The sequence below is a fragment of the Mangrovimonas sp. DI 80 genome (assembly GCF_001975575.1).
Lineage (GTDB): Bacteria > Bacteroidota > Bacteroidia > Flavobacteriales > Flavobacteriaceae > Mangrovimonas_A > Mangrovimonas_A xylaniphaga.
In genome coordinates, this window is record NZ_MSDT01000002.1 from 934,285 (window position 1) to 957,819 (window position 23,535).

Annotated in this window: 17 protein-coding genes; 13 read left to right on the forward strand and 4 right to left on the reverse strand. The window is 39.2% G+C overall.

Features of this window, described 5'->3' with window-relative positions:
- Positions 1–12: 12 nt before the first annotated feature.
- From BKM32_RS04720 to BKM32_RS04755, 8 genes are all read left to right on the forward strand, one after another.
- Complete coding sequence (locus BKM32_RS04720) at positions 13–1,059, forward strand: sugar kinase (protein ID WP_076662754.1); 1,047 nt, start codon at positions 13–15, stop codon at positions 1,057–1,059.
- Between the two features lie 85 nt (positions 1,060–1,144).
- Positions 1,145–1,816: a bifunctional 4-hydroxy-2-oxoglutarate aldolase/2-dehydro-3-deoxy-phosphogluconate aldolase gene (locus BKM32_RS04725; RefSeq protein ID WP_076662755.1), complete on the forward strand. Its 672-nt coding sequence runs from the start codon at positions 1,145–1,147 to the stop codon at positions 1,814–1,816.
- A 1-nt stretch (position 1,817) separates the two neighbouring features.
- The gene (locus tag BKM32_RS04730; RefSeq protein WP_053976683.1) at positions 1,818–2,795 is read left to right on the forward strand and encodes a TRAP transporter substrate-binding protein; all 978 of its coding nucleotides are present in this window, start codon (positions 1,818–1,820) and stop codon (positions 2,793–2,795) included.
- Between the two features lies 1 nt (position 2,796).
- Positions 2,797–3,258 carry a TRAP transporter small permease gene (locus BKM32_RS04735; RefSeq protein ID WP_076662756.1) on the forward strand — a complete coding sequence of 154 codons (462 nt, stop codon included), beginning with the start codon at positions 2,797–2,799 and terminating at the stop codon, positions 3,256–3,258.
- A complete protein-coding gene (locus BKM32_RS04740) occupies positions 3,258–4,553 on the forward strand; it encodes a TRAP transporter large permease (protein ID WP_076662757.1) in 1,296 nt (431 codons plus the stop codon). The genes BKM32_RS04735 and BKM32_RS04740 overlap by 1 nt, the downstream gene beginning before the upstream one ends.
- A gap of 31 nt (positions 4,554–4,584) precedes the next feature.
- Positions 4,585–6,030, forward strand: a complete 1,446-nt coding sequence (locus BKM32_RS04745; RefSeq protein WP_076662758.1) for a tagaturonate reductase — start codon at positions 4,585–4,587, stop codon at positions 6,028–6,030.
- 5 nt (positions 6,031–6,035) lie between these two features.
- Positions 6,036–7,652: a UxaA family hydrolase gene (locus BKM32_RS04750; RefSeq protein WP_076662759.1), complete on the forward strand. Its 1,617-nt coding sequence runs from the start codon at positions 6,036–6,038 to the stop codon at positions 7,650–7,652.
- A 24-nt stretch (positions 7,653–7,676) separates the two neighbouring features.
- Positions 7,677–9,146 (forward strand): Ig-like domain-containing protein, encoded by a 1,470-nt coding sequence (locus BKM32_RS04755; protein ID WP_076662760.1) that lies wholly within the window; start codon positions 7,677–7,679, stop codon positions 9,144–9,146.
- A gap of 515 nt (positions 9,147–9,661) precedes the next feature.
- Here the strand turns inward: BKM32_RS04755 and BKM32_RS04760 are convergent.
- The 4 genes from BKM32_RS04760 to BKM32_RS04775 all read right to left on the reverse strand — a co-directional run bounded on the left by BKM32_RS04760 (position 9,662) and on the right by BKM32_RS04775 (position 17,869).
- Positions 9,662–11,212: a DUF5123 domain-containing protein gene (locus tag BKM32_RS04760; RefSeq protein ID WP_076662761.1), complete on the reverse strand. Its 1,551-nt coding sequence runs from the start codon at positions 11,210–11,212 to the stop codon at positions 9,662–9,664.
- Positions 11,213–11,239: 27 nt separating this feature from the next.
- Positions 11,240–13,030: a RagB/SusD family nutrient uptake outer membrane protein gene (locus BKM32_RS04765; protein ID WP_076663052.1), complete on the reverse strand. Its 1,791-nt coding sequence runs from the start codon at positions 13,028–13,030 to the stop codon at positions 11,240–11,242.
- 18 nt (positions 13,031–13,048) lie between these two features.
- A complete protein-coding gene (locus tag BKM32_RS04770; protein WP_083702089.1) occupies positions 13,049–16,315 on the reverse strand; it encodes a TonB-dependent receptor in 3,267 nt (1,088 codons plus the stop codon).
- A 528-nt stretch (positions 16,316–16,843) separates the two neighbouring features.
- Complete coding sequence (locus BKM32_RS04775; RefSeq protein WP_076662762.1) at positions 16,844–17,869, reverse strand: LacI family DNA-binding transcriptional regulator; 1,026 nt, start codon at positions 17,867–17,869, stop codon at positions 16,844–16,846.
- Positions 17,870–18,150: 281 nt separating this feature from the next.
- Between BKM32_RS04775 and BKM32_RS04780 the strand changes: the two genes are divergently transcribed.
- The 5 genes from BKM32_RS04780 (at position 18,151) to BKM32_RS04800 (ending at position 23,528) form a co-directional block, all read left to right on the forward strand.
- The gene (locus BKM32_RS04780) at positions 18,151–19,611 is read left to right on the forward strand and encodes a glycoside hydrolase family 28 protein (RefSeq protein WP_076662763.1); all 1,461 of its coding nucleotides are present in this window, start codon (positions 18,151–18,153) and stop codon (positions 19,609–19,611) included.
- A 273-nt stretch (positions 19,612–19,884) separates the two neighbouring features.
- Positions 19,885–20,838, forward strand: a complete 954-nt coding sequence (locus BKM32_RS04785) for an alpha/beta hydrolase (RefSeq protein WP_076662764.1) — start codon at positions 19,885–19,887, stop codon at positions 20,836–20,838.
- A 12-nt stretch (positions 20,839–20,850) separates the two neighbouring features.
- The gene (locus tag BKM32_RS04790; protein WP_076662765.1) at positions 20,851–21,876 is read left to right on the forward strand and encodes a DUF4861 family protein; all 1,026 of its coding nucleotides are present in this window, start codon (positions 20,851–20,853) and stop codon (positions 21,874–21,876) included.
- A complete protein-coding gene (locus tag BKM32_RS04795; RefSeq protein WP_253187409.1) occupies positions 21,873–22,289 on the forward strand; it encodes a cupin domain-containing protein in 417 nt (138 codons plus the stop codon). The genes BKM32_RS04790 and BKM32_RS04795 overlap by 4 nt, the downstream gene beginning before the upstream one ends.
- A 54-nt stretch (positions 22,290–22,343) precedes the next feature.
- Positions 22,344–23,528: a glycoside hydrolase family 105 protein gene (locus BKM32_RS04800; RefSeq protein ID WP_253187410.1), complete on the forward strand. Its 1,185-nt coding sequence runs from the start codon at positions 22,344–22,346 to the stop codon at positions 23,526–23,528.
- Positions 23,529–23,535: the final 7 nt, after the last annotated feature.

Below are 23,535 nucleotides of genomic sequence, written 5' to 3' on the forward strand. Positions count from 1 at the left end.
CAATACATACCAATGAAAAAAGTAGTCACTTTTGGAGAGATTATGTTGCGCTTGGCGCCTCCAGGATTTTTGAGATTTTCACAAACCAATTCGTTTGATGTAGTGTACGGAGGAGGAGAATCCAATGTTGCTGTGTCGTTGGCAAATTATGGGGTTCCTGTAGATTTTGTGACCAGATTACCTAAAAACGATATTGGAGAATGTGCCCTTATGGAAATGCGTAAAAGAGGGGTAAACACACAAAACATCATCTTTGGTGGTGACCGTTTGGGAATCTACTTTTTGGAAACTGGAGCCGTATCCCGTGGTTCTAAAGTGGTGTATGACAGAGCGCATTCTGCCATTAGTGAAATTCAACCGGGCATGATTGATTGGGATCAGGTATTTGAAGGCGCAGGATGGTTCCACTGGACTGGGATTACACCAGCGATTTCCCAAAGTGCTGCCGATGTGTGCTTGGAAGCTGTAAAAGCAGCAAGTGCTAAGGGAATCACCATTTCAACCGATTTGAACTATCGTGCTAAATTATGGAAGTATTGTGATGCGGCCCATAGAGAAAAAATCATGACCGAATTGACGGCTTACTGTGATATCGTTCTAGGAAATGAAGAAGATGCAGAAATGCACTTTGGAATCAAGCCAGAAGGGATTTCAGTACAAACAGAGGGACACAATGTGAAAGCAGAGGCATTCCTGTCTGTATGTCAACAAATGATGGAGAAATTCCCAAAGGCCAAAAAAGTGATCACGACCTTGAGAGGTTCTATTTCGGCATCCCACAACACATGGGCAGGGGTGTTATACGATGGTAAAACAATGTTTGAAACCCGTCAGTACCAAATCACCGATATCGTAGACCGTGTAGGTGGTGGAGATTCCTTTATGGGAGGATTGATCTACGGATTGTTGGAATATCCGGAAGATGATCAAAACGCATTGGATTTTGCGGTAGCGGCATCCTGTTTGAAACACACCATTAAAGGTGATGCTAACTTGGTAACCATCGATGAGGTTAAAAAATTGATGGGAGGAGATGCTTCCGGAAGAGTAGCGAGATAATTCAATATACAATAAATATAGGGTACATACATGTTGGGTTAGTCTAATTCCCAACATGTAGGCCCATCTTCAATAGTAAACTAAAATGGCACAATATTCAAGACTAGAAGTGACTAGTGTGATGAAAGAAACAGGGATGGTTCCTTTGTTCTTTCACAGAGATATAGAATTAAGCAAAAATGTATTAAAGGCTTGTTATGACGGGGGTGCCCGCTTAATGGAATTTACCTCAAGAGGGGATTTTGCCCATGAGGTGTTTGGGGAATTGGTAAAATATGCCAATGCCAACCTACCGGGAATGATTTTGGGTGTAGGTTCTGTAACCGATGCGGCAGCAGCCTCATTATATATGCAATTGGGGGCCAATTTTGTGGTAACTCCAGTATTGCGTGAAGATATCGCGGTGGTATGTAACCGTAGAAAGGTATTATGGTCTCCTGGATGTGGAACCTTGACTGAAATTGCACGTGCCGAGGAATTGGGCTGTGAGATTGTAAAGTTGTTCCCAGGGGATATTTACGGACCTCAATTTGTAAAAGGCGTAAAAGGCCCACAGCCTTGGACTTCTATCATGCCAACAGGAGGTGTGTCTCCAACTGAAGAAAATTTAAAAGCTTGGTTTGATGCCGGTGTAACCTGTGTAGGAATGGGGTCTCAGCTTATTTCTAAGGACGTATTGGCAAACAAAGATTTTAAAGGTCTGGAAGCTAAAGTAAGAGAGGCTTTGGACATCATTAAAAAAGTACAAAACAAATAGCATGCATCATAAACTAATTGTAGCCTTTTCCTTTTTGGGGCTATTGCTCATGGGCTGTAGTGATCTTCAGGAACATCGTGTCATTAAACTAGGCCATGGTTTGGACGTGAACCATTCGGTACACAAGGCCATGGAAAAAATGGGCGAGGACCTGGCCCAAATTTCAGGAGGAAAAATGCAATTGGAAATATACCCCAGCCAACAATTGGGGACCGAAAGGGAGTGTTTAGAGCTACTTCAGATAGGTAGTTTGGACATGACCAAAGTATCTTCTGGTGTGATGGAAAACTTCTCCCCAAATATGAAGGTATTTGGAATTCCTTTCTTGTTTAGGGATCGCGCCCATTCATTTGAAGTGTTGGATGGCCCTATTGGTAAACAATTGTTGGATGGTGGTACTAAATACTGGCTGAAAGGTTTGGCGTACTACGATGCAGGTAGCCGAAGCTTTTACACAAAGGATAAGCCTATTCACACGCCAGAGGATTTAAAGGGGTTGAAGATTAGAGTTATGGAAAGTGTGACCGCCATTGATATGGTTAAAAGCCTTGGAGGTTCGCCAACTCCTATTTCTTGGGGGGAATTGTACACCTCATTACAACAGGGGGTTGTAGATGGAGCTGAGAACAATCCGCCTAGTTTTTATCTCTCACGACACTACGAAGTTTGTAAGTATTATAGTTTGGACGAGCATACGGCCTTACCAGACGTTTTGTTGATTGGAACGCACCTTTGGGAGCGCCTTTCTGATCAAGAAAAGGAGTGGTTGCAGGAAGCAGTGGACAAATCGGTAGTATACCAACGTGAATTGTGGGCGGAAGCGGAAGCGGAAGCCTTGAGAGAGGTTCAAAAGGCTGGAGTGGAAATCATCAGGCCGGACAAAACACTCTTTTCAGATAAGGTGCAAGGCATTTACGAGCAATACAAAAGCAATCCTGAAATGTATCGTTTAATCCAACAAATTAAGGAAACCGAATAATATGGTGCTTCGAGAAAAAATAGACAATGTGTTAAGCAAGGCGCTCATCATTATCATGAGCGTTATGGTGGTAAATGTACTGTGGCAGGTCTTTACCCGTTTTGTGGTGGGAACGCCCAGTTCCTTCACCGATGAGTTGGCCCGTTACTTAATGATTTGGTTAGGGGTTTTAGGGGCAGCTTATGTGTCCGGAAGAAATATGCACGTAGCCATTGATGTTATTCCTTCCAGAAGTAGTGGAAAGATTCAAAGAAGGTTGCACTTATTGGTGTATGGACTGATTATTCTGTTTGCTTTTGCAGCGATGGTTGTGGGCGGTATACGATTGGTGTATATCACCTTTTTATTGGGGCAACATTCCCCTGCACTGCAAATTCCGTTGGCCTTCGTGTATATGGTGATTCCTTTAAGTGGCCTGCTCATTATTTATTACAAAGTTTCAGATATTAAAAAGACCTTATAATGGATATTATCCCAATATTAGTTTTAGTACTCAGTTTTGTTTGTTTTTTAGCCATTGGAGTACCGGTGGCTTGGAGTATTGCCATTTCAGCTTTATTGACCATGTTGGTAAGTATCCCTGCCATGCCTGCTTTTACGACTATTTCACAGCGTATAGGAACAGGTTTGGATAGTTTTGCCCTGTTGGCAATTCCCTTTTTCGTCCTCTCGGGGCAGCTCATGAATAAGGGAGGTATCGCCCATAGGCTCATTGCCTTTGCCAAAACTTTGGTAGGGGCATTACCTGGAGGCTTGGCCTTAATCAATGTCATTGGTGCCATGTTGATGGGAGCGATTGCAGGATCGGCGATGGCATCGGCTTCGGCTATGGGTAGCATCTTGGGACCAGAAATGGAAAAAGAAGGTTATTCCAAAGAATTTGGTGCAGCGGTAAACATTACTTCTGCTACCACAGGATTGGTGATTCCACCAAGTAATGTATTGATTGTTTACTCACTTGCCAGTGGCGGTGTGTCTATTGCAGCCTTGTTTTTGGCAGGCTATATTCCTGGAATCTTAACAGGGTTGTTCTTGATGATTGTGGCGTCCTTTTGGGCTAAAAAGAAAAAATATAAGTTAGGAAAACGTAGTTCTTTAAGAGAGGTATTTAAAACCTTTATCGTAGCGGTGCCAAGTTTGTTTTTATTGGTAGTGGTTATTGGAGGAATTGTTTCTGGTATTTTCACGGCTACGGAAGCTTCGGCCATTGCCGTGCTGTACACCTTACTTCTAGGGTTCTATTACAAGGAAATTTCCTTTAAAAGCTTACCGAGCATTTTATTGGATTCTTCTGCAACCACAGCAATTGTAATGTTGCTTATTGGGACCTCCATGAGTATGTCCTGGGTACTTTCCTATGAAAGTATTCCGCAGAATATAAGTTCGGTATTGCTTGGTATTAGCGATAACCCAATCATCATCTTATTGATCATTAACCTGCTCCTATTGTTTGTGGGAGTGTTTATGGATATGACACCGGCGGTGTTGATTTTTACACCCATATTTTTACCGGTTGTAACCAAGTTGGGAATGGATCCTGTACATTTTGGAATCATCATGGTATTGAACCTTTGTGTGGGCCTTTGTACGCCTCCGGTAGGTTCGGTGCTTTTTGTTGGGGTTGGTGTGGCCAAAACCACTATAGAAAAAGTAATTAAGCCTTTAATACCATTGTTTTTGGCAATGATTTTGGCCTTGTTCTTGGTAACCTATTTCCCGCAATTATCATTGTGGTTACCAAGCTTATTTGACCTTTAATATTTGAATTACGAACGTAGAATTTCATACAATGAAAACATTAAATAGAGAAAACCTAAGCATTAACGAGCAACTGCCAATCAAGGTGGTGCAATTTGGAGAAGGAAACTTTTTAAGAGCTTTTGTGGATTATGCCATTCAGGAGCTGAACAAAAAAGCAGGTTTCAATGGAGGTGTTGCCGTAGTGCAGCCTATTGAACATGGGATGGTGAATATGCTGAATGATCAAGATGGTTTGTACACCTTGTTTATGAACGGCATCAAGAAAGGTGAGGAAATCCGTGACAAGGAATTGGTGACCTCTATTGTGAAAGGGATTAATCCGTATACCGATTTTGATCAGTATTTGGCTTTGGCCAAGGAGGACAGTTTGGAGTTTGTGATTTCCAATACTACTGAAGCGGGTATTGCCTACGATGCCAATGATACTTTAGATATGCAGCCGCAAAAGTCTTTTCCAGGAAAACTGGCAGCCTTGTTGTATCACAGATTTCAATATTTCAACGGAGATACTGCAAAAGGCTTGACGATTATTCCATGTGAATTGATCAATTATAATTCGGATACGCTTAAAGATATCATTTTAAGATATGTTGAGGAATGGGAATTGGGAGATGCCTTTAAGCAGTGGGTTGAAGAGCATAATAGTTTCCATAATACTTTGGTAGATAGAATCGTGCCTGGGTATCCAAAAGATGAAATTGAGAGCTATAATGCCATGTTGGACTATAGTGATAATTTGATTGTAACTGCGGAAACCTTTTTCCTTTGGGTAATTGAAGGAGGTGACGATCTTAAGAAGAAATTACCATTCGAAAAGACTGGTTTAGATGTGAAGATTGTAAACAACATGCAGCCATACAGAACACGAAAAGTACGCATCCTGAATGGGGCGCATACTGCTTTGGTGCCCTTGTCTATTCTCTATGGAAACGAAACCGTAAAGCAGTCAGTAGACGATGCCTTTACGGGAACATTTTTGAATGCTGCTGTGTTTGAAGAAATCATTCCAACCTTGGATATGGATAAAGCAGAATTGGAGACCTTCGCAGATGAGGTGTTTGACAGATTTAGAAATCCGTTTATCAAGCATTTGTTGTCAAGTATCGCTTTGAATTCGGTATCGAAATTCAAAGTGCGCGTATTGCCAAGTCTTTTGGAATATGTGGCCGAAAAACAAGCGTTGCCAAAGCATTTAACTTATGCTATGGCCTGCTTGATTCAATTTTACAAAGGCCAATGGAAAGAAATGACATTGCCTGTGAATGATAGTGAAGAAGTGGTAGCAGAGTTCAACCGAATATGGGCGTTGCCAAATCTTGATGAGGTGGCCAAGGAAACCTTGGGGAATGTTGAGTTTTGGGGAGAAGATTTAAATAAGGTAGAAGGCCTGACGGCGGCCATTACGTTAGCTTTACAGGAAATAGAGACTAAAGGTATTGAACAGGGACTTAAAGAGTTTAAAGACAAAATTTAAGCATTATGCAAGAGAAATTAATTAAGGTCCATCCGTCGGATAATGTGGCCGTAGCATTGATAGATTTGAATGCAGGTGAGGAGGTGACCTTTGAGGGAAGCACTATCAAAGTGATTTCTAATGTAAAGGCAAAGCATAAAATAGCGCTTTCCAATTTTAATACAAATGACCGTATCATTATGTATGGTGTATTGGTTGGAAAAAGCAATCAGCCTATAGCGTTGGGCGAGGTGCTTACCACCGAAAATGTAACGCACCAAAGTGAAAAAGTATATAAGAAAACGGGTGATATTGGTTGGTCGGTTCCTGAAGTTGATAAATGGAAAGACAGAACATTTATGGGCTACCACAGGGAAGATGGGCAAGTAGGAACCGAAAACGTATGGTTGTTTTTTCCGTTGGTATTCTGTGAAAACAGAAATATAGAAAAGCTTAAGGAGGTTTTTGAAAAGGAACTTTTGCAACAGCAAGTAAGCCAACAGCAGTTGCTGTTAAGGGCTTTGGTGAATGGAGAAGAAGGTGATGAAGCCAATTTACAAAATGCCAATTCTAACCGTGTGTTTGACAATATTGAAGTGAAATTTATTACCCATGCTGGTGGTTGTGGAGGCATTCGTCAGGATTCTGAAAGTCTGGCGAGACTGTTGGCGGGCTATGTGAACAATCCTAACGTAGCTGGTGCTACGGTATTGAGTTTGGGCTGTCAAAATTTGCAGATTCAGATATTTAAGGATGCATTGGAAGCTATCAATCCGAATAATAAAAAGCCGGTTCAAATATTTGAACAACAGCAAATGGGGACGGTAGATGACATGTTATCTACCATTATCAAAGAATCCTTTGCAGGCATAAAAGAAGCCAATAACATTAAAAGGCAACCAGCACCGCTTTCTAAATTGAAAGTTGGTTTGGAATGTGGTGGCTCCGATGGGTTTTCAGGTATTTCTGCCAACCCTACACTAGGATATACTTCTGATATGTTGGTGGCTTTGGGAGGCACTGCTATTCTTGCCGAATTCCCGGAGTTATGCGGGGTAGAGCAGGAATTGGTAAATAGATGTATTGAAGAGGAGTCAGCGAATAAATTCCTTCAATTGATGCAAGCTTTTGAAAAGTCGGTGGTAGATGCAGGCTCAGGATTTGATATGAACCCTTCTCCGGGTAACATTAAAGATGGCTTGATTACTGATGCTATGAAATCAGCTGGAGCTGCTAAAAAAGGAGGAACTTCACCTATTGTGGATGTGTTGGATTATGGCGAATACATTCATAAAGCAGGATTGAACCTGTTGTGCACACCAGGAAATGATGTAGAGAGTACAACTGCTTTGGTAGGTTCTGGGGCTAATTTGGTATTGTTTACCACAGGTTTGGGAACACCTACAGGAAATCCTATCGCACCAATTGTAAAGGTGTCTTCCAATACAGAATTGGCAACGAAAATGCCGGACATCATTGATGTGGATACAGGCGGTGTAATACGTGGAGAAAAATCCATTGCCGAAATGGCAGATGAGATGTTGGAATACATTGTAGCAGTAGCCAGTGGAGAGGTGAAAACCAAAGCGCAGCTTCTCAATCAAAACGATTTTATACCCTGGAAAAGAGGGGTGTCTCTATAATATTAATTTAATTATTTGCCTGATATGAGGAAGTTTAGTTTTCAGTTACTTGTGTTGTCTTTAGTTTTATTTGCAGTTGGTTGTAGTAATGATTCCTCGGATGTTGAGGAGATTCAAGTTACTTCTATCACCATACTTGGTGAAACGATATCAGATGGTTTAAGTAGTCAATTATCTGTGCAAATTGTGCCTGCAAATGCTACAGAAACTTCGGTGACTTGGTCTGTTTCAGATCCTACGGTAGCTACGATTTCCAACAATGGTTTATTATCGGCTGTGTCTAATGGATCTGTAAATGTTACGGCTACTTCTCAAGATGGTTCGGGTGTTTTTGGAGATCGTTCATTTACTATATCAGGAGTAGGAGTTGGCCCAGTAATAGTTGTTCAGACCAGTCAAGAAATTACCGAGGCTATTATCACTGCTTCAGCAGGAGATATTATTTATGTTAAAGGAGGTGAATATCAATTTGCATCTACCATTAATTTTAGTGCAGATGGGACTTCTGAAAATGCCATTATTTTCATGGGTGATCCAGATGACTCTGAGCGTCCACAATTCAATTTCTCTGCTATGTCTGAGAACTCAAGTAATAGAGGAATACAACTTTCTGGGGACTATTGGCATATTAAAGGGATTGATGTTTTTGGAGCAGGGGACAACGGAATGTATATTACGGGACACTATAATCTTGTGGAATTTTGTACGTTTAGTGAGAATGCCGATTCTGGATTGCAAATTTCAGGAGGTGGAAGTAATAACACCATATTAAATTGTGATTCCTTTTACAATGCCGATTCTTCACTTGAAAATGCCGACGGTTTTGCATGTAAACTAACAGCTGGAACTGACAATAAATTTATTGGATGTAGGGCTTGGCAAAATTTGGATGATGGCTGGGACGGTTACTTGCGCGATAATGATAATATTACCACCTATTATGAAAATTGTTGGGCCTTTAAAAATGGCTACTTAATGGATGGTAGTGCTGGAATTGGCGACGGTAACGGATTTAAAACTGGCGGTAGCGATGATAAAACTCTAAAGCATCATGGTGTTTATAAAAACTGTATTGCTGCGGGAAATATTTATGACGGTTTTGATCACAATAGTAATAGAGGTGATATAGAATTGTATAATTGTTCGGCATATAACAACGGACGTAATATCAGTTTTAGTAGTACCAATATTGCGAACTTCTTATTGATTAAGAATTCATTGTCGTTTGAAGGGAACAATTCCGATTCATATTCGGCAACACAAACAGATATTTCCAATAATGGATGGCAGTCTGGATTAACAACAGATGCTTCCGATTTTGTGAGTTTGGATATGGATCTTTTGGCGTCTCCAAGAAATGCCGATGGCAGTTTACCAGATATTGATTTTTTAAAACTATCATCTGGTAGTGACTTAATTGATCAAGGGGTTGATGTTGGCTTGCCGTTTTTAGGTACAGCTCCAGATATTGGAGCTTTTGAATATCAAGACTGAAAGCTTATTTAACAGCCAAATCCTATGCCTTCTTATTGAAGGCTTTTTTAATTACACTTGAAGAACAAACTTTGAATTGTATGCTTCTAGTTGTTTTATGAGGTCTTATGGTGTTAGAATTGAATCAATTGTTTACCATATTGAATTGTTCTTTCCTTAGTTATAAATACTATTTTATTTCAATTTTATTTTCTTCAAAATCCTCAAGTTCATTTTTAGTTTTTTTTAGTGGTTTTAGAGGTCTTGATCCTTTTATTGTAACTATGGTTATGTCCATATAGGTATTTGAGAAAAGAAGCTGTGATAAGGTCTCAAAAGAGCCATTTTGATAGGTTTCCTTTCGGAGAGTGAAAGGCTAAGTGGTTCAGAAACTATATTCTATTGAAATGTGAAATTTGTGTTGATATGTTGCTATTGAAAATAGTTGTGAAAGACGCATCGTTTATAAAGTAAAAAAAGAGGGGTGATTTTTAAATCACCCCTCTTTTTTTAACTAGTTGAAAGAATATAATTTCTTAATTATGCCAACGTGGGTCCCCAATATTATAATCTATAATAGATTGAGTGCTCACTGAGAAATCTCCGTTAACTGGATCTGCATACCCTGGGTCTACAGTGGTATATGTAGTAGAATCATCATACCTTTTAACAGATGAATCATAAAATGTTGGCGCATTAAAATAATTGTTGTTCGCAAAAGTGATGGTTTCATCTGTTGCACTATTGTCTGAATATCCTCTTGCTTCCGTATCTGTGATTAAATTGTTGGTAGAAGTGATATCGTTGTCAGCAAATCTCACATAAAAGATTCTTTTGTCTGAATTGGAACAAGCATATAGTGTACAATTCGCTAAGTTGATATTACAGGTCAATCCCGTACCATTAGAATCTCCAGCCGCATCTACCCTAAAGAAATCTCTTGCAGGGGCACAATTGTTGAAGGTACTAGTATTTACATTAATGTTTAGTACATCGGAGTTTCTGAAATCTATAAAATCACCTCCATTGGTTAGAACATTGGTTACAACACTATTCTCTACTGTAAATGAATTTAGTACTGCTCCTGTCACATTACCATAAATTAAGGCTTTGTCATAATCATGAATGTTACAGCCACTGATAAGGATGCTTTCATAGCTTCCTGCTCCGTCAAAAACAAGAACTTCCTTAAGATCAATTTCAAGGTTCCCTGTTAAATCTAAATCAATTAAACTCACAGCTGATGCTCCAGTGGATAATTTAAAGCCAATTTTCAATAAGGGTTTATCAAAACTGTAAAGACCTCTAATAGTAATAGATTTGTCTAAGGTTACAGAAGCTGTCTGCGCCGTATAATCTCCAGCATCTAGCACTAAAGTTGCCCCTGGTTCGGCATCGGCAATCATTTGTAGTAAGTCATCTTCCGGAGTTACTAATAGTCCATCTCCAATATCAATTCCAGTGGTAAAAGATGTACTGCCTCGTACGGTGGTGTCATTAAATATTTGTGCAGTGTACTCAGTTTCACCTGTAAGATCAGTGATAACAGTTATCCCAGTTGCCATTTCTTCAGAGGTGATATCGTGTACAATATCACCTGGTTGAAGTGTTATATGAGTTACTGTACTATTTGGTACCCAACGCAACGTAGCTTCTGTTGCTAAAATATCTTCAGCTTCTTGAGGAAGAAATATCTGTTCTGTTTCTGTTTCAGCAGTAATTGTGGCGTATTTAGAATCGTCCAAACCTCTGCTGCTAATGGCTTTTACACGAATGTAGTAAAGCGTTTCTGCTTGTAACGGTACTAATACCGGAAGTTCATCAGAGTTTACGGTTACGGATTCTGCAATTGTGCTAAAGTCTTCAGATGTACTAAACTCCGCTAGGTAGGTGTCTACAGCATCATCGGTATTCCAATTAAGCTCTATATTCACTTGGTTTCTAATGAAAGCCTCCAATTCAGTAGGCATGAATTCTCTGTCAATTTGTAATTCTTCAATCAATGGCTCTTGCTTGGTGCAACTAGCAAATGAACCCAGTAGTACCATGAGCGCGAAGAATGATTTCAATATATGTGTTGTTTTCATAGTTTATTGTTTCTTGTTAGTTGCATTTTAGTATCCATAATCGTTTACTAACTGACCGTTGCTACCATCGATGAAAGTTTGCCAAATAGGCCAAAATTGTCTGGTATCAGGGTCTACACCTGGTTTAAAAATGAATTCGATAAAATTATCTTCAATCGTGGTCCAATCTTTAGTGAAATATTCTGGACCAGGATTCTCTGTTTCATTTCTATTAAGTCCGTAGATGTCTAGGGTTTCTCCATCTTCTTCATATTTATAATATAAAGTTGTTGGAACATCGGCATAGTCACCGGTACGGTTTAATAAGTTGGTCATTTTTGTTTTTGCCTCTTCCAATTGAGCCCCAAGAAGGTTCCATCGAATTAAGGCTTGTTTACGCTCCATTTCACCAGTAAACTCATATTGATGCTCTTTAACAATGGCATTGAACATGGCTTCTTGGCTACCTAAACTATTAACGTAATTGTCTACTTTTTCTGGGTGAAGTTCAGAAGGGAATGCACGCATTCTGATTTCTTTTAAATACGGTGCAGCAGCGCCAGGTCCATTCAGTTCATTAGCAGCCTCGGCAGCAATGAATAATACTTCTGCAAATCGCATGTAAATTTTATTAAGGCCATCATCGTTGGTCGACGTCACATATCGGTCCATCCATTCATAACGATATTTTCCGAAATACCAAGAATCCATACTTGTTAATTCTTGTTGTGAAAACTCATCATCATTAGGAGAGGCATACTCGTAAGGGACGCAAGTTACATCACGGCGCGTATCATCTTCATCATAATCATAAAACACGGTTGCTAATGGTCCGGCAGATCCTCCTCTAGCTTGACCTGTATGTTGATCTACGCCTCTATGGCGCACTCCGAAAGAAAATACAACACGTCCTCTACCCGCACCGAAAGGAATTTCCCATAAAGACTCACCTCCTGGGGCCAAGTTTTCTTGGTTGTAGCTTCTCCAAAAACCTTCGAAAGATGGATTTAATTGTGCGGTACCACTTTGGATTACATCTGTAGCTTCTTGAAGTGCCAGAGTGTACATGTTTTGAACTGATAGCTCAGGGTCATTACTTCTTCTCACACCATCAGGATATTGTTGGTAACCACTAGCCACCATAGCTAAACGAGCTCTGAAAGATTTTACGAATGCTTTGTTAACGCGTTCTACACTAGTTGTATTTGCAGTTTCGCCAGGCCAAGCTACTAATGTGCTAGCTTCAGCTAAATCCACCAAAAGTTGCTTGTAAATGTCATCGCGATCGGATTTAGGCAAATAAGTAGTTTCTGAAGTAATAGGCTCAAAACGATAAGGAACATCTCCCCATGTTTTCATTAGGTCGGCGTAATAAACGGCTCTAAGTGTTAATGCTTCCCCTAAAAGTTGCCCCATATCACTGCCAGGAACAGGATTGCCATATTCTCTTAATCCGCGAATGCAGATATTAGCACGTTCAATTCCTTTAAACATCATAGCCCATGCATTATTGTCTGTATTCATTTGCGTATTTGTTGGTGACGCGTCATAAATCATCAAAGGTGCTTGTGAGCTTCCACTTTGGTTGGAACTGTAATGGTACTCACAGTCCGTATTAAATCCATAAAAAGGGATAAATCTACCTCTGTAGGAGTTGGTTTGGCCCATTGGCTCCATAATTCCATCTATGGCTCCTTTTGCCAATCCAAAAGTGGAAAAAATTACGGATTCATCCAGGGTTGATTGGGCAGGGGCTTCTAGGAAATCTTCCTCAAATTCATCGCAACCAAAAAATAAGCCCATGAGCAAAATTCCGGTTAATATATATATCTGTTTCATCTTAATAATCATTTTGAATTAAAAGTTTAGGTTAAAACCAAATACTAATTGTCTGCTTCTTGGATATGGAGAATAATCCACCCCAGGGGTTAGAGGTGTGTTTCTTCTTGTTGACACCTCTGGATCAAGTCCTGAATAGTTGGTAATAATGAATACGTTGTTAGCTGTAGCATAAAACCTTAATTTGGTGATTCCAGTAGCTTCTAATAAATCGTTAGGAATGGTATAGCCTAAAGTTAAGGTATTTAATCTTAAAAAAGAACCATCTTCAACTGCCCAATCAGTGAACATATATCTGTTCATGTATGGTGACCACATTGTGGTGTTGGCGTTCAGTGCGGCTAATGCCTCAGGATCGGTAACTAATTGTCCTGATTCAGCATCTAGATTGGTCCATCTAACACCATCAGCCATTTGAGTACTTAGATTTCTATACTGTCCATTTTCATTAGAGGTTGTAAACTCAATTTTATTGGCGTTATAGACGTCGTTGCCAACACTGAAATTGAATGCTGCTGTCAAGTCGAAACCATAGGCATAAGCGTTAAGCACAAAACCTCCAGTTAAATCTGGATTGGCATCTCCAATAATGCCTATATCATCTTGATCAACGATGCCGTCACCGGTAATATCTTTTAATTTCATGGATCCTGGTTGCACAGCTCCTCCTAAAGCTTTTTCACTATCTGTAACTCCAGGTAATAAGGTGTACTCTCCTGTGGCTGCATCATAACTAAAATCGGACACTTCATATCTTCCATCATTTTGGTATCCAATCATGGTTCCAATAGATTCACCAACGTAAACGGCATAATCGTTACCTATCTGAGACGAAGCCCAATTGGTGTTTTCTCCAAAGTTGTCCATTATTCCCAATGAATTGATTTTGTTCTTGTTCATGGCCATGTTAAAGGACAGGTTTAATCCATAGTTTTCCTTTTGAATGGCTGCAATATTTAATGAGGCTTCTAAACCAGTGTTTTCAACCTCTCCCATATTTCTATATTGGGCATCATAACCAGTACCTGGTGTTGGAAATCTAATTAACAGATCTTCAGTAATGTTTTTGTAGAGTTCAAATGAACCATTCAAAGTTCCTTTGAAAAACCCAAAATCAAGACCGAAGTTTTGAGATACGGTAGTTTCCCATTTTAAATCTGGGTTAGGCATAATGTTGGATGCTGCCCAATAATTTGGGATGTCGTTTAAATAAGCCGTATTAGAAGACTGGAAGATAAGAGAAGTTTGCCCTGTAGGAATGTTGTTGTTACCAACTTCACCATAACTTAATCTTAATTTTAATAAGTCTAGCCAAGCAGAATCACTTAAAAATGCTTCTTCAGAAATTTTCCAACCTAAGGCTGCGGAAGGGAAGTACCCCCATCGGTTGTCTCCTAAGAACTTACTAGAACCATCCATACGGTATGTGGCCGTTAATAAATAGCGATCTTTAAAGTCGTAATTCACACGTCCAAAGAAAGAGAGTAGTTTGTCTTCTGGGCTGTAAAAATTATCTACTGAAAAAGGGTCTCCTTGCGTGGTTAAATTAAGAGATGTTTGAAAATCAAAATCCTTAGGAAAGCCGTGAATTTCACTTTCTACCAAGTGGTTTTTATACACAAGCATCTCCTCTCCTAATAATAGTTTTAGGTGGTGATTGTCTGTGTCCCCTAATAATTTCTTGAAGTCATAGTTAAGAGTGTTGGCATTTCTAAAGCTCTCTCTTTTGCGGTCACGCATTCTCAAGGCTGGCATTTCTTGATTTTCAACTTCAGGCCTGTTTCGGGCGTAGTAGGTCGATCTTCCGTAGAAACGATAATCAAGATCGTATCTTTTGTTAAAACCTACTTCTGTTCTGTAAGTAAGCTCCTCTAGGATGTCCCAGCTAAAGCTTCCCGTCATATTAAGGTTTTCGCTTAGTTTTCTTTGTTGGTTGTCATCTACTGCAACAAACGGGTTCACCAAATAAGAAGATAAGGCTTCATCTGTATTGGTGGTTGTTAAGCCTGGTAATGGAATTGGAGAGTATCCAACACTATGTCTTAGACGCGCATCTGCTGAAGATACTTCATTTTGCTCATTGGCACCACCACCGTTTACTTCAGTATCTGCATAACGAACGGTAAAGGATAGATCTACTTTGTCGCTGGGCTTGCTTTTTAAAGCTAGCGACACGTTATTTCTTTTAAAATCGGAACCAACCATAATGGCTTTTTCATCAAACAAGGCGTAGTTAAAGTTGTAGTTGATTTTGTCGCTTCCTCCTCTAATGGCTAAATCACGACTTTGTACTTCACCTTTTCGGCCATAAATTTGTCTTTGCCAATCATTGCCTTCCATACCTATATATTGATCATAATCTTCATAGGACCCAAAATATTCTTCATAGGTTTCTGGTTGGTCATCCATTAAGGCATACTCGTATTGCCATTTCACATAATCTTCAGGACTTAATACGTCAATCGTATTGGCAATCTCCTTAAAGCCATAAAACATGTTGTAACTTACCGAGATTTTACCTGTTTTACCACTTTTTGTTGTGATGATTACTACCCCATTCGCCCCTCTGGAACCATATATTGCGGTTGAAGAAGCGTCTTTTAAAACACTGATGGTTTCAATGTTTGAAGGAGAAATATCCCTCATGCTTGGTACAGGGAAGCCGTCTACAATAATTAAAGGAGAACTGTCTCCAGTAATGGATCCGGCACCACGAACCCTAATGTTTATTTCAGAATCTGGTGAACCTTCTGAAGATACTACCTGTACCCCGGCAAGTCGACCGGTAAGGGTTTCTGCTACACTGGCTATTGGTTGCGCAGCGAGGTCATCTCCATCAATGGCCACAACGGAACCAGTCAGGTCTGATTTTTTTGAAGTACCATACCCAATAATAACCACTTCATCCAGTGATTCCAGACTTGGGGTGAGGGTAACATTAATAGTTGTTTTTCCTGCAACTGCTATTTCTTGAGTGGCAAATCCAGTATAGGAAAATATCAGGGTAGCATTACCGTTTTCAAGTGTTAGGGAGTAATTCCCATCAAAATCGGTTGTTGTTCCATTGGTGGAGCCTTTAACCAAAATGGTGGCGCCAACCAGAGGACCTCCCAGTTCGCCATCTGTCACCGTTCCCTTAACGGTAATACTTTGTGCGTGTAAAGTTGCCGCACTAAAAAGGAATGTGAACAATAGTATTATCGAATGAAACTTTAATGGATAAAGTCCCTTTGTTTTTCTCCTTAGAGAGTGTAAAAACAAAGCATCAATTAAATTGTTGTGCATAAAATGAGTTAGTTTAGAATATTAGTATGATATGTAATCGATTACCCAAAGTTATCATATATTTTGAAAAATACAATTTTTTGTTAATTTTTTTTAAAAATTATGAATTGAAAGGCCTTGAAATATCGATGTGATAATCTGCAGCTAGGGTGGCTTTTATAAAGTTTTTTTAACCGAAATATGATTTCATACTAATTTTAACGGTATAGGTGTTATTTTATAAACTTGGATTCCAATTTTATGGTGATTGTATAATAATGGAGTCTAAAATTCTTGGGTTATAGGGAGTAATCGAATGTGAATATGTTAAAACGTATTGCTTGTAATTGATGAAGGATTTTTGATGCAAATTGTTTAGGATGGAAAGAGGTGTTTATTATATGGTGTCTTCTGCTATAGTCTTTGAAAATAAAAGACAAATTGTATATTAGGTTGTGGATTTGATTTTGGATTTTTATCCAATAGGAATAGTTAACATAAAATATGTTTATATAGATGTTTTGTGTTTAAGTAGAAGGGGTGACTGATCTAACCTTTTTTTAATGAAGATTTTCTAATCATCAATTCAGGACTTAATACCACTTTCTTCTCAACCTTTACATTATTGGTATTGTTCACCTGTTCCAAAAATACTTGTGCGGTTATTTTTCCCATTTCCAAAGGCGATTGGTCTACAGAAGTAATAGGAAGCTCCATAAACTTTGTAAAAGGTTCGTTACTAAACCCTACTACGGCACAATCTTCTGGGATTTTTATACCCTGTGCTGTCATTTCCTGAATCGCTCCAAGAATAACGGGGTCACTCGATGAAAAAATGCCATCCGGTTTAGGGTTGAGTTTCATTAACTTTTTGGCGGCCTTTTTACCTTCTTCCACTTTACTTCTAACCAATTCCACATAGTCTTCCTTATATTCAAAGCCATTATCAATCAAAGCTTGTTTGTATCCTGAAAAACGCTCGTCGTAAATTTCAATGCTGCGATCTCCTCCTATATGGGCAATGTGTTGGCATCCTTGGTCTATAAGATGTTGGGTGGCCTTGTAGGCGGCTTCGTAATCATTTATGGTTACCGAACTTACTCCCGGAATGTTCTTTTTACGGTCAAAGAAAATTAAAGGAACATTCTTCTGAATGATTTTATGGATGATATGATTTTCATCTAAAGCTACGTTGGAGGCAGAAATCATTATGCCGTCAACCTGTGCGTTCAATAGGGCTTCTAGATTTTTGGCTTCCAAATCCTGATCGTTGTGGGTTTGGCAAATGATAACATGATATCCATGCGGATGCAACTCTTCCTCAATGCCACGAATAACGGTTGAGAAAAAATTACGGTCAATTCTAGGGACAATTACACCTACGTTATTGCTCTTGCCGCTTTTAAGAGCTACGGCCAATTTATTTGGCTCGTAGTTCATTTTTTGCGCCGTTTTTAGTACCAGCTCCCTTGTGGCTTTGCTAATCTTTGGGTTATTGTTAAGGGCTCTGGATACCGTTGCAGCTGTAATGTCCAGCTTTTTGGCAATGTCGTAGATAGTTGTTTTCTTGTTCATTAAAAGTAACGTTACATAATGATTGTGCAAACATAAGCAAAAGCATTGGACTTGTGCTTATTGCAATGTTATCGATTACCTAGATGTTTTGAATTTAGTTGTTTTCGCGTGAATTTTTACAATTTATAAAAAAAACAGCTTAAAAATAGATAATTAAAAAAAATCGAATCTGTTATTTGCTACTAATATAATATTTTTTGAAAAAAATTTGGTTGCTCATGACATTTTAATTAGGTTTGGGTAATCGATTGCATTTTAGGAAGAAATTAAAGAAAGTTGAAATGAACCATATGTTAAAAGCACATCTATCTAAACTTAGTTTTATTAATCTCGTAATGTTTGTGTTTGTGGCGATAGTGTGCTTTTTTTCATGTGTTGAAAAAAAGCAGCAAACTACAGAAATGAGCCAGCAAGATGGGCCTTGGGAAGCGATGCAAAAAATTGTTGAACAGGTTAAAGTTCCCAATTTTCCGGATGTTACTTTTAGTGTTTTGGATTATGGAGCAGTTGCCGATGGAATAACAGAAAATACGGAGGCCTTTAGAAAAGCTATTCAGGAATGTTCTCAAAAAGGAGGAGGGAAAGTTGTAGTGCCTTCAGGAAAATATTTGTCCGGCCCAATTCATTTGGAAGATAACGTCAATCTGCATTTGGAGTCTGGTGCCGAAATTTTGTTCAGTACCAATCCTGAAGACTATCCTTTGGTGCACACATCTTATGAAGGTATTGAGTTGATGAATTATTCACCTTTAATATATGCTTACCAAAAAAAGAATATTGCCGTTACTGGAGAAGGAACTTTAAATGGGCAGGCTTCCAATGAGAATTGGTGGCCATGGTGCAAAAAAGAGGAGTATGGTTGGAAAGAAGGAATGGCTTCCCAGCGCGATAGTTTGAATTTGCCTAGATTGATGGAAATGGGAGAAACGGGAGTGCCGGTTGCCGAACGTGTTTTTGGAGAAGGACACTATTTGCGTCCAACATTTTTAGAGCCTTTTGAGTGTAGCAATGTGCTTATTCAAGGAGTGAAAATTGTCAATGCTCCTTTTTGGGTGATTCACCCGATAAAGTCCAATGATGTAATTGTAGATGGTGTAACCGTCGAAAGTCATGGGCCTAACAATGATGGTTGTGATCCTGAATATTCCAAAAATGTCATCATTAAAAACTGTGTATTCAATACTGGTGATGATTGTATCGCGATTAAGGCAGGAAGAGATGCCGAAGGCAGACGCGTTGGCATCAAAAGTGAAAACATCGTGGTGCAGAATTGTAAAATGATTGATGGACATGGTGGTGTAGTGATTGGAAGTGAAATGTCTGCAGGAGTGTCCAATGTATATGTAGAAGATTGTAGTATGGACAGTCCTCATTTGGATCGTGCCATTCGTATTAAAACCAATTCTAGAAGAGGTGGTGTTGTAGATGGAGTGTATGTGAGAAATGTAGAAGTTGGCCAAGTGAAGGAAGCCGTGTTGCGAGTGAACCTGTTCTATGCGACTTATTCTAACCAAACAGGAGAATTTATTCCAACGGTTAAAAATATTTCTTTGGAAAATATAAAGGTTAAGAACGGGGGTAAATTTGGAATCTTGGCTAAAGGATATCCAGATTCACCAGTACAAAATATCACATTTAAGGATGTTGTTATCGAACAAGTAGATTCGGTTTATTCATTGGAAAATGTGGAAAACATTAAGTTTATCAATACCCATATCAATGGGGAACTTATCACAAACTAAGCAACAGATGTGATGAAAGTTTGTAGATGGGTGTGTAACTAAAGTATGGTAGGAGTATGTATGGGATATTTTGATCATTTAGAGATAAAAGATTTCAATAGTCGGGTAGTGCCGATTTTCCATAACATCCAACCTGTTCATAATATTGTAATTGCATATTTGTTAGAGGTTAAATTGAAATGCAATTAGAAGTGTTTGCATATTTGAATTAGTTGGGTAGGAGCTTGATAATTTTATATCAAGCTCCTATTTTTTGAAAGCTGTAACTTGAAAATGACTTTGAAAAATCTATTAAAAATAGTAGTTGTGTTGTTTGCTGTGGGGCAAACCATGGCGCAATATAGGGTGCCATTGGATACCAGTTACACCTCTCGAAGTGCCTTTTTGAAAGCTCAAAAAAAATACCCTGAAATTGAATTGGTCACATTGAAAGCCGAGTCTGAAGTGGTAGCGCAAAGAGATATTGTTTATAAGAGTATTGGTGAGCGCGATCTGCATTTGGATGCTTTTTTTAAACCTCAAAAGGAACTGAGGCCGGCAATTATTTTGGTCCATGGTGGCGGATGGAAATCTGGGAATAAAACCATGCAGCAGCCATTGGCCCAACAATTGGCAGAAAAGGGATGGGTTTGCTTTACAGTTGAATATCGATTGTCGCTTGAAGCGCAATTTCCGGAAGGCATCAAAGATGTCAAGTCGGCTGTAAAATATGTGCGATTTAATGCGGAATCCTTCGGGGTGGATGCTTCCAAGATTGCTGTTTTGGGGTGTTCATCGGGGGCTCAAATGGCCTCGTTTATTGCCACTACCAATGGAAATTCAGTATTTGATGACATGGATGTCCTTTCAGAAATTTCATCTAATGTTGAAGCATTAATTAATTTAGATGGGGTTTTGGCGTTTCATCATCCCAAATCAGAGGAAGGCACTTTATCTTCAGAATGGTTGGGAGGCACTTATCAAGAGCGTCCTGAAATCTGGAATCAAGCTTCGGCACTTTCGCATGTCAATGAAAAAACGCCGCCTTCACTTTTCATCAAAAGTGACTTTGAAAGATTTCAGGCTGGAAGAGATGAGTTTGTTGAAATTTTAGAACAAAATGATATATATTATGAGATAAAATCCATACACAATGCACCGCATACCTTTTGGTTGTTTCAGCCTTGGTTTGATGAGGTGTTGTTAAGTGTGGATCAATTTTTAAAAACCGTGTTTTCCAACAATTAAAAATAAAATATTATGACAAGAATAAGTACCATACTCCTTTTGTTGATGATTTTTGGGGTGTCCTGTAAAGATAAATCAGCTTTAAAAGAAGCAGAAGCAACTCAAGAAACCGAAGTGGTAAAAGAGGTAGTTGAAACGCCTAAAACCTATGCCGAGATTTCTATTGCAGAAGGGGGGCAGTGGATAGATGGTCCTAGAGATCATAAGGAATATAGTGGCGGAACGTCATTTAAAAATGTAGCATCCTTAAAAGTTCCTGAACAACATACAGATCATTCTTGGTATATCCGTTATGAAGGTCCAGGTTGGGAAAGCAGTAAAGTGGGATACAGACTGTATCTGGATTGGAGAAATGCCATTGACATTTTTGGAAAGGTAACCGATGAGATGGTCTTGTCTCAAGTTGGGCAAGATGGCTTTGATTCGTACCATGAATTGCAGTCTTGGGGAATGGATATCTTAAAGGCCGGAAAATCCGTGGGAATAGGTTCTTTGGGGAGATATGACGGCAAGGAAGTGCTGCACTTCAATGAAGTGGATTCTACCTTTGCCAATGTTGAGAATATGGCAAACATGTCTGTGGTGAATGTAGATTATTTTGGATGGAAGACCATGGATGATAAAATCGATTTAAAATCACAATTGAGCATTCAGCCTGATAGTAGAATGACTAAACATACCATGATGCCTTCAAAAGCGATTTCAGGAATTTGTACCGGAATTGTAAAGTTTGATGGAATTGATTTGATCCAAAAGGAAAGCGATACTTCAGATTGGGCCTATATTGCTACTTATGGTGAGCAAAGTTTGGTGCCTGATAATTTGGGGATGGCTGTATTTTATAAAAAGACAACAGTGGATCAAGTTGTAGAAGGACCTCATGACCACATTGTGGTGTTCAAACCAACAACAGAAGCAGTGTCATTTTACTTCTTAGGGGCTTGGGAAAAAGAAAAAGATGGTATCACTACAAAAGAAGGGTTCTTGGCCTATTTAGATGGGCTTTTGTCAGAATTAAATAACAATCCGTTGAAATGAAACGAGGTGCCCAAATGTTTCTTTTTGGATGGCTTTTTTTAGGAATCCAAATGCTTTGTGCACAAGAAACATCATTCACTATTGAGGATTGCGTCAACACCTTTACAAAAGACCAAACAGTGTCTACCAAAGCTGGTTATCAATATTGGTTTGTAGATAAGGATTTCCTAGATGGAAGGACCATTAAAATGAGCGTGGTGGCACCAGGAAAATCAACCCATGCGCCTCATAATCATGTCGAAGATGAATTCTTTTATGTTCTGGAAGGGACAGCCAGATTTCATATAAATGGAAAGGAAGTAGTGGTAGGAGCCAATACCAGTTTGTATTGTCCGTCAAACAGTATGCACGGTATTAGTAATGCCGGAGAAACCGAATTGAAATATTTGGTGATTAAAAAATATGAGAAATAACAAATGAAAAAGTATGTAAAATCAGTTCTTGTTCTCGCCGTTTTAATGGGGGCAATGAGTTGTAAAGAAAATAAAAAGGAGGTTGTAGCTGAAGAAGAACCTCAAAAAGAAATGACAATTCCAAAGAATTTAAAATGGTCTGAGCGTATGGCCTTGTCCGAAATTGTGCGTTTTCCAGATCCTACCAAGCTTGATTTTCGTGATAAGCCAAGATGGAGCTATACCAACGGATTGGTGTTGCAGGCCATGTCTAGGGTTTATGAGCAAAATCATGATGAACGCTTGTTTGATTACATCTACGATTATGCCAACCGGATGATTGCCGAAGATGGAACGATTGATACCTATAAGCTTAGTAATTATAATTTGGATATGATTAAATCTGGAGATGCTGTGTACTATTTGTACAATAAAAAGCAGGAGCCTAGATTTAAAATTGCTATGGACACGCTTCATAAGCAATTGGAAGGGCAGCCCACAACTTCAGAGGGAGGCTATTGGCATAAGAAAATATATCCTTACCAAATGTGGTTGGACGGAGTTTTTATGGCAGAGCCTTTTAATGCCAAATACGCTACAACATTTATGGATGGTCCCGAAGGAGCAAAAACCTTCGATAAAATTGTGCAGCAATTTGACTTGATTGAAAAATATAATAGGGATCCAAAAACAGGACTATACTATCATGGTTGGGATGAGAGCAAAGAGCAAAAGTGGGCCGACAAGGAAACTGGTCTGTCCCAAAACTTTTGGTCCCGGGGTATGGGCTGGTACGGGATGGCTTTAGTGGATGTATTGGATTATTTGCCAGAAACCCACCCGGGAAGGGAGCGAATTATCAAGTACCTAAACCGATACGCCGAGGCTATTGTCAAATATCAAGACAAAAGCGGTACTTGGTATCAAGTATTGGACATGCCTGAAAAAGAAGGGAATTATTTGGAGGCTACAGGCAGTTGTATGTTTACCTACACCTTGGCTAAAGGTGTTAACAAGGGCTATCTGTCAAAATCATATTTGACCTATGCTCAAAAAGGGTTTCAGGGTGTTTTGGACACTTTTGTGAGTGTTGAAGCTGATGGCATGGTAAATCTTAATAAGTGTTGTGCCGTAGCAGGTTTGGGAGGAAATCCTTACCGTGATGGTACTTTTGAATACTACATCGGAGAAAAAATTAGAGCTAATGATCCTAAGGGAACCGGACCTTTTATCATGGCCGCTTTGGAGTTGAATCAATAATCAAAAA